At 36.2% G+C, this 7,181-nt stretch carries 10 protein-coding genes; 8 read left to right on the top strand and 2 right to left on the bottom strand.

The window, feature by feature from the left end:
* The first annotated feature begins 360 nt into the window (after positions 1-360).
* The 4 genes from KCG35_RS22930 to KCG35_RS22915 are packed head-to-tail and all read left to right on the top strand — an operon-like array spanning position 361 to position 3,026.
* Positions 361-582 carry a hypothetical protein gene (locus tag KCG35_RS22930; protein ID WP_215822188.1) on the top strand — a complete coding sequence of 74 codons (222 nt, stop codon included), beginning with the start codon at positions 361-363 and terminating at the stop codon, positions 580-582.
* A 17-nt stretch (positions 583-599) separates the two neighbouring features.
* On the top strand, positions 600-1,529 hold the full coding sequence (locus KCG35_RS22925; RefSeq protein ID WP_215822187.1) for a sodium-dependent bicarbonate transport family permease: 930 nt from the start codon (positions 600-602) through the stop codon (positions 1,527-1,529).
* A 51-nt stretch (positions 1,530-1,580) separates the two neighbouring features.
* Positions 1,581-2,525, top strand: coding sequence for a universal stress protein (locus tag KCG35_RS22920; RefSeq protein WP_215822186.1), 945 nt, complete (start codon positions 1,581-1,583; stop codon positions 2,523-2,525).
* Between the two features lie 54 nt (positions 2,526-2,579).
* Positions 2,580-3,026 carry a phosphate-starvation-inducible PsiE family protein gene (locus tag KCG35_RS22915; RefSeq protein ID WP_215822185.1) on the top strand — a complete coding sequence of 149 codons (447 nt, stop codon included), beginning with the start codon at positions 2,580-2,582 and terminating at the stop codon, positions 3,024-3,026.
* A gap of 259 nt (positions 3,027-3,285) precedes the next feature.
* On the opposite strand, the gene KCG35_RS22910 is transcribed toward KCG35_RS22915, so the two are convergent.
* Positions 3,286-3,549 (bottom strand): hypothetical protein, encoded by a 264-nt coding sequence (locus tag KCG35_RS22910; RefSeq protein WP_215822184.1) that lies wholly within the window; start codon positions 3,547-3,549, stop codon positions 3,286-3,288.
* A gap of 389 nt (positions 3,550-3,938) precedes the next feature.
* On the opposite strand from KCG35_RS22910, the gene KCG35_RS22905 reads away from it, so the two are divergent.
* From KCG35_RS22905 to KCG35_RS22890, 4 genes are all read left to right on the top strand, one after another.
* Entirely contained in the window at positions 3,939-4,106 is a 168-nt protein-coding gene (locus tag KCG35_RS22905; protein WP_215822183.1) for a hypothetical protein, read from the top strand.
* Positions 4,107-4,404: 298 nt separating this feature from the next.
* A complete protein-coding gene (locus tag KCG35_RS22900) occupies positions 4,405-4,716 on the top strand; it encodes a tetratricopeptide repeat protein (protein ID WP_215822182.1) in 312 nt (103 codons plus the stop codon).
* A 471-nt stretch (positions 4,717-5,187) separates the two neighbouring features.
* The gene (locus KCG35_RS22895) at positions 5,188-5,721 is read left to right on the top strand and encodes a cysteine hydrolase family protein (protein WP_215822181.1); all 534 of its coding nucleotides are present in this window, start codon (positions 5,188-5,190) and stop codon (positions 5,719-5,721) included.
* Between the two features lie 54 nt (positions 5,722-5,775).
* Positions 5,776-6,198: a GFA family protein gene (locus KCG35_RS22890; RefSeq protein WP_309227488.1), complete on the top strand. Its 423-nt coding sequence runs from the start codon at positions 5,776-5,778 to the stop codon at positions 6,196-6,198.
* Between the two features lie 231 nt (positions 6,199-6,429).
* Here the strand turns inward: KCG35_RS22890 and KCG35_RS22885 are convergent, their stop codons facing one another.
* Positions 6,430-7,074 carry a class I SAM-dependent methyltransferase gene (locus tag KCG35_RS22885; RefSeq protein WP_215822180.1) on the bottom strand — a complete coding sequence of 215 codons (645 nt, stop codon included), beginning with the start codon at positions 7,072-7,074 and terminating at the stop codon, positions 6,430-6,432.
* Between the last annotated feature and the right edge of the window lie 107 nt (positions 7,075-7,181).

Raw genomic sequence — 7,181 nt, 5'->3', positions numbered from 1 at the left:
TTGTCACTTAAACTCCAGTTATTCTGCTTGTTTTCTACCAAAAAAAACAAATTCTGTTCATTGTTTGAGCACATCTGCTTAAGCTAAATGGCCAAAGTCGAGTATATCTCATTGAAAAATAGAGGAATTAATTGGCTGGAGATAGCTGGGAATAGTGGTTGATATAATAATATATAGATATTTATCTATATGAAATCTAGATAATATCTATTTTTATCTAACTAGTTTGTAGTTCATGATTATCCCATAACAAAGGTTTTTTAACGGAATTAGTTTGGTTTGTTAAAACCGACTGTTCATTGGAAAACGAGATGTTAGATAGTTTACCAGGTTACCAGGAAAACTAAGGGAGGATGAATTATGCGGTTTAATCGATCTGTGACCTTTGGGGTATTGGTTGGTTTGTGTTTGATTTTGGTGGGGGCAGTGTTAGCCAGTCAAAACTATATCAGCTGGGCACTAGCTTGTGTGGGTGCTTTTATATTAGCCATTAACCTAATCAATGTAAAAGCATTAAAACAGACAAGTGAACCCTCTGCGATTAGCCACGCATCACTGAAAAACAGTGTTTTTAGCTCTTGACCTTTAATGGAGGAAGTATGCAGCTTGATGTTGTGGTCGCATTTTTTATACTGGGGATCATCGCCAAGTTAATGCGAGCAGAATTAGTTTTCCCTAAAGGGCTTTCACAAACCCTAACTTTATTCTTAATGATTGCTATTGGTTTAAAAGGGGGGGTAGCCCTGGCTGATCATGCGGATAGCTCATTAATTACTCAAGCGCTAGCGGTCATTGCATTTGGTGTCATGCTAACCTTTATTGCATTTCCCATACTGACATATTTTGGTCAGTTAGCTAAAACTGATGCTGCATCTATAGCCGCTCACTATGGGTCTGTAAGTGTTGGGACCTACGCGGTAGCAGTTGCTTTACTTGAATCTCAGTCAATTACTTATGAAGCTTATTTCCCGCTTTTTGTTGTATTGCTTGAATTACCTGCTATTGCTGTTGGTATTTTTTTAGCCAAAGGAAGAGCACTAGGTTCAGAACGACGTAAATTATTACATGAGATGTTTTGTAGTCAAGGTGTTGTGCTTATGCTGGGCGGGCTTGTTATTGGCTGGATATGGGGTGAGCAAACACAGCAGATAATGCCTTTTTTCAAAGGCTTATTCCATGGTGTTTTAGCTTTGTTTTTACTCGATATGGGGTTAACTGCAGCGAGTCGTATTGATTCGTTTAAATCAACAGGATCTTTTATTGCAACCTTTGGGGTGGTAATGCCTCTTATTGGAGGCTTACTGGGTGGTTTGTTAGCTAAGTTATTAGGGTTAAGTGTAGGTGGTATAGCATTACTTGCAGTTTTAGGGGCAAGTGCTTCTTATATTGCAGTACCTGCAGCACTTAGAGTGGCTTTACCAAAAGCTAATATGAGTCTATCTATTACATCATCATTAGCAGTGACTTTTCCATTTAATGTCTTAGTAGGGATTCCAATCTACATTGCTTATGGGCACTGGCTGGCTTGACAGCGATAAAGTCTAGTTAACGATAGTTGGAAATCAAAGAGAGGTTTTATCATGAATATTAAGAAGATTTTGGTTCCTATTTCGCCAGAACAAACTATGGGTGATCATTTTCATCAAATATTTCAGTTTGCAAACAAGAAGCAAGTTTCAGTGACAATAGTATCCGTAATTGAGCAGATAACGCCAAATTGTATAGCTCAATACACGCAACAAGCATCGTGGGAAATACTCGACCAAATTAAAAAGGAACAGCAAAAAAAATTAGAAAACGAAGTCAATATGTTAAGTGCACAATACAAAAACTGTGTATTTAACTATGAGTTGGCGTCTGGGATTCCTTTTGTGGAAATAATAAAGCTGGCTTCTAAAGAAGAGTTTGATTTAATAGCAATTGACGCAAGTCGAGGATATAAAAGTAGAGCTGCGCAATTCGGAAGTACTACACGCCATTTAATGCGGAAATCGCCAACACCGCTATGGACAGTAGTTACTGATCATCAGGCTAAAATTAACCGTGTGTTAGCGGCTGTTGATGTTGTTGCCCCAACAGATGATGGACTTGAATTAAATAAAAAAATAATATCTTGTGCTGCGGCTTTTGCATCAGTTAATGATGCAGAACTTTATGTATTTCATGCTTGGCGCTTATTTGGGGAAGGCTATTTTCGTTCATGGGGTAGATTGAGTGAGCTTGAAATTGCTGAGTTTGCATTGAAGGAAAGAGATGCTCGTAACGAAAAACTGACTGAATTATCCCGTCCTATAGAAGAAACGAAAATCAAATTACAGCAGGTGTTAAGTGAGGGAGAACCAGAAGAAGTATTACCAACCTTTATTCACCAAAATGGTGTGGATTTACTTGTTATGGGCACAGTATGCCGAACAGGTATTGCAGGCTTTCTAATTGGTAATAAAGCCGAAAATTTATTAGATGCGGTTCGCTGTTCAGTCATTACGTTAAAGCCAGATCACTTTGAGTCACCTGTTTTGGAATAGTTTAAGTGATTTATCTAAATGAATAAATTTCCATTGATGAGAGGTTTTAGTTCTGTGAAAGTTGATACGCAAGACAAGCTAATTTATAACTTACAAAACTCAATACACTTTGCCGTTAGAGTTTTGGCTGTACTCATGGTGTTTGTCATCATTATGGGAGTTATTGATGTTGGTTGGACATTATATCAAAGATTAATATCACCACCATTTTTAATTCTAACAATAACGGATATGTTGGCGACATTTGGCGCTTTTTTAGCCGTATTAATTGCTATTGAGATATTTATAAATATTACCGTTTATTTGCGAGATGATGTCATTCATGTCAAGATCGTCATGGCAACAGCTCTCATGGCTATTGCTCGAAAAGTGATTATTATGGATCATGAAGCGGCTGATCCCTTTTATATCTTTGCTATTGGTATTGTTGTTTTGTCAATGAGTGTTGGTTATTGGCTAATCCATCGCTTACCGAGAAAAAACCATCTGGAGGAAATCTGATTTATGGTAAAGAAACAAGATCAATGTAACATTTTAAATTGTTTTAAGACGATGATGGTTCCCCAAAGGACTGAGCTGATTATAATAATTGATCCCAAGAAGTGTGCGCCTACAGCAATTGATTGGTCATACTGAAGTAAACTTGTTTCAGTTAAAAGGTACTCCCAATCATGAAAACCATAAGGTGATGAACATCCATAGTTTCCTCCCAGTAATAATAGTTGCCGAACTCTGGCATCATTAATATAAGGCGCTATGTCTAGAAAATTTTCGCCAAACCACCAGCCACAGACTGATGAAGCAAAAGTATTATGATGTTTAATAAAAAAACATAAAAACAAATCAGTGGCATTAGTAGTTGACCTAGGGTCCCACCGAGAGAGGTCATAAAGTTACCAAAAGGACGGAAAATAACATGGCCTGCTTCATGAAAAGGTAAATGTAAGAATGAGCTACCAGCAGCATTGCTGGCAATTGAAGAAAAAATTAATGATAATCCCCAAATAGTGATTATTATCTGCACTGCAGCACGACTGAATACAGAAAGACGGTCAACTTTTTCTCCAGGATAAAATAAAATTTCTCTGAGTGTTATTTTAGGCTGTATGCTAGTTTTAGCTTGATAAATCGTTGAGTTTACAGTTGGCTGGTATTTGAAATATTTTTCAAAAATAATACCGCAGTGGTTACAAGTTGTGTTGGAGTTTCTTTGTTCTCATTGACACTTAGGATACTTCATAGTCAATTCCCTCAGGCTTGAATGCTAAGAAGGGCTATGAATTCTACTCTCTTCTTAATAATATTTTAATTGAAAAATCATTTGTTTAATGAATATTCATATATGTACTGTATTAATTATAATCCTATACTATACTGAATAAGAAGTTATAAGGTCAACATGAGAGAGTTAATATGTCACGCAAGAAAGTAAAGGCAAATGATGTTATTGAAACTCATCAGTCTATTGATGCTCAAGTTGATGAGTTTTTGAAATCTGGGGGAAAGATTACTCAGGTGCCTCGTGGTGTAAGTGGGAAGCCATCAATAGGGAAAGATCATACTATGTTGGCAAAAAAATAGATATTTTTATAAAACGCTAAGCCTTTTTGAAAAAGACAATCATCTGAGTGGATACAATTTCACATCAGTTTTCTTTGGTTAAAATAATAGTGATCTAGTTCTGATTTATTATAAGTATGTCAACAGTCCAGCTTATCATAGAAGAACCATTATATTTGTAGGGTATATATCTTGTGTAAAGAGCTGTTTTGGAAGATAGTTAACATTATAAAGGGCTAAGAGTACAGTGTCGCTTAGTCTCCTGTTGGAATAAGTATGTTAAGATTTGCTTATTTACAAGAGGAGAAAGGTTGTTCAGATGAAAAAGCTGCTTTGGGTGATACTTGCGTTGACGCTAACAGGCTGTGGTTCCATGGCTAGGGATGGGGCATTTATAAGAGCGCAAAATAATTTTAGTGATGGTGATTTTGAAGAAACAATAGAAATCTCTGATAGAGCGCTTAGAATGTATGAGTATGATAATGAAGCTAAAGCACAGCTTTTATTCTTAAAAGCACAAAGCTATCAGAAATTAAATAAGTCTGCAGAAGCTCGTACAACATACCAATTTATTATCGATAAATATCCCAATACTGAATATGCATATAGAGCAAAGCAAGCTTTAAACTAGTACTATGCTTTGCTGTATTTAATATTAGCCTTTCCAATTTTTCCATAAATTTTTTCTAGTAATACCAATTTGATTCTATCAGGTTGGTATTGCTTTTCCTCTCTCGTTTTTACCGTTGTTTTAAAAGAGTTAGCTGGGTTGTCAAGTGGTGAAGCCTCAAGACAGGTCTACTACTATAAGACTTATCAGTAGCCACTTTAATTTATATACAAGCACTGCTGGGTGGTTATATTAATAAATGACTAGAGTGAAGAACACCGGCAACTTAGTTGAATTAGATTGCATTGGTTGAATTTTAGACTGGTATGAGGTGATGGTTAGGCATCTTGAGAGCTTCTGTAAAATCAAAAATTGTCTATTTTGCAGTAACAATTTATCATTGTTGCTTGGTAAACACGAAGTGTAGTGAGTGAATGTACTGACTATACCGTGTAATTTATAAGATAGACTGGGATTTAGGGCATATTGATTATGAAGTCAGCAGTATTGGTCATTGATGTACAGTGTATCCTTTTTGATAAAGAGCCAAGACCTTATGAAGCTGATGAAGTTGTACAACGAATAAATGCTATTACTCATCAGGCAAGAAGTTCAAATATGCCTGTTTTTTTTATACAGCATGAGCAGCCACATACATTACTGGAGTATGGAAGTGATACATGGAAGTTGCAGTCTGGCCTGAAGGTTGAAAAGAACGACTATAAAGTACGCAAAACAACACCGGATTCATTTTTACGAACGGATCTCGCTGATCATTTACAAGCACTAAATGTGAACAACTTGATTATTTGTGGTTATGCCACCGAATTTTGTATTGATACTACGGTACGTCGTGCTGCAGCATTAGGCTATAATGTTCAACTGGTGGCTGATGCACATACCACACATGATAAAAAACATGCATCAGCAGAACAAATACGTGAGCATCATACAGCAACCCTTTCAGGGATTTCTAGTTTTGACACTAAGATTTCTGCTGTGGCTTCAATAGCATTGAAATTATAACATCGAAATAATAAAAGGGACTTATTTTCCCTCTGATGAGTATTGGAGAGTACCGTGAGTGATATTTCATATCCTATTAAAGGATCATGTCAATGTGGCAATGTAACCTATCAATTGTTGGAACCTCCTTCAGTTGTAATTGCTTGTCATTGTCGAGAATGCCAGAAGTTGTCGACCAGTGCTTTTAGCATAACTGCTGTGGTTAAAGCTGATTCTGTCTCCTTTCAGGGCGAGATGAAGCAGTGGGAACGTTTAGCAGATAGTGGTAATAAAAACTATGCTAAATTTTGTCCTAATTGCGGTAATCGCATGTATCATTTTGATCCCGATAAGCCAGATGTTATTAAGTTAAAACCATGTACTTTGAATGATACTCGTATTATTAATCCAACTGTTCATGTATGGGTGAAAGAAAAACAAGCATGGTATCAGATCCCAGAAGGGGTCAAGCAATTTGAAACACAGCCAATACTTTGAGTGTGTTATCAGGTGCTAGGCTTACACTGTATATAGACCTAGCATCGTAATGAGAAGAGTACTAGATATACAAAGTACTCAATACTTAACTTGTCAATCTGTGTGACAACTGTTTTATAGGTTACATTTACCTATAAAAAGACTTCATCAACATATTTTAGGTGGAGAAGTTTCACTTGAACGTCACCTTAAAACTCCTTCACTAAGGTTATATACTAAGAACAGGTTTTACTAAACTCTACATAGAATAATATTAATGAGCTTTTCTATAGTATCGCCTGTATTACTTAGCCCCGTCTCAAAATGCTGCTGAATTTCTTGAATATGAAATCCAGTAGCTACCAGTAGTTGTTCAACTTTTTTTGAGTGATAAAGAGTGAAACCAAAAGGTGAAAAGGGCAAGTCTTTCATAAATGATTTATCACCAAAAGCGATACAAAATAACCCATCTTTGTTCATAACTCTGTGTATTTCAGCAAAGTGTAGGGAAGGGGAATCCCAAAAGTATAAAGTATGAATGGATAATACTTTATTAAAAAAGGAGGAAGAGAAAGGGATAGCATCGGAGCTACCTTGGTGAAAACTAACTATTTTTGAGGGAATAAACTGCTTATTGAGCTTTCTGGCTTCTTTTACCATATGACTGGACCAGTCAAGACCTTTATAGACTACATTTGTTGCACTTTTAATAATCTGTTGTGCAAAAGCACCATTACCGGGTCCTATTTCTAATACATGGTCATTGTCAGTGATGTGCAGTAAATTAATACATTTGTCATTTGTTTGGTGATTGGCTTTGTTCATTTGCTGGGCAACTTCAGAGGCTTTTTGACCTGAAGGGCAGCGAAGTTGTGTAGCAATTTCTTTAGGATTCATAATAAATCCTTATTCATTTAATGGTTTTTTGGCTAAGTTTGCTGCTGATAAAAGGGTAAGTAAGCCATAATATACTCTAAATATTATTCTATGATGTGATATGATTC

The sequence above is a fragment of the Zooshikella harenae genome (genome assembly GCF_018837975.1).
Classification (GTDB): domain Bacteria; phylum Pseudomonadota; class Gammaproteobacteria; order Pseudomonadales; family Zooshikellaceae; genus Zooshikella; species Zooshikella harenae.
This window is presented reverse-complemented; position numbering and strand designations above follow the sequence as displayed.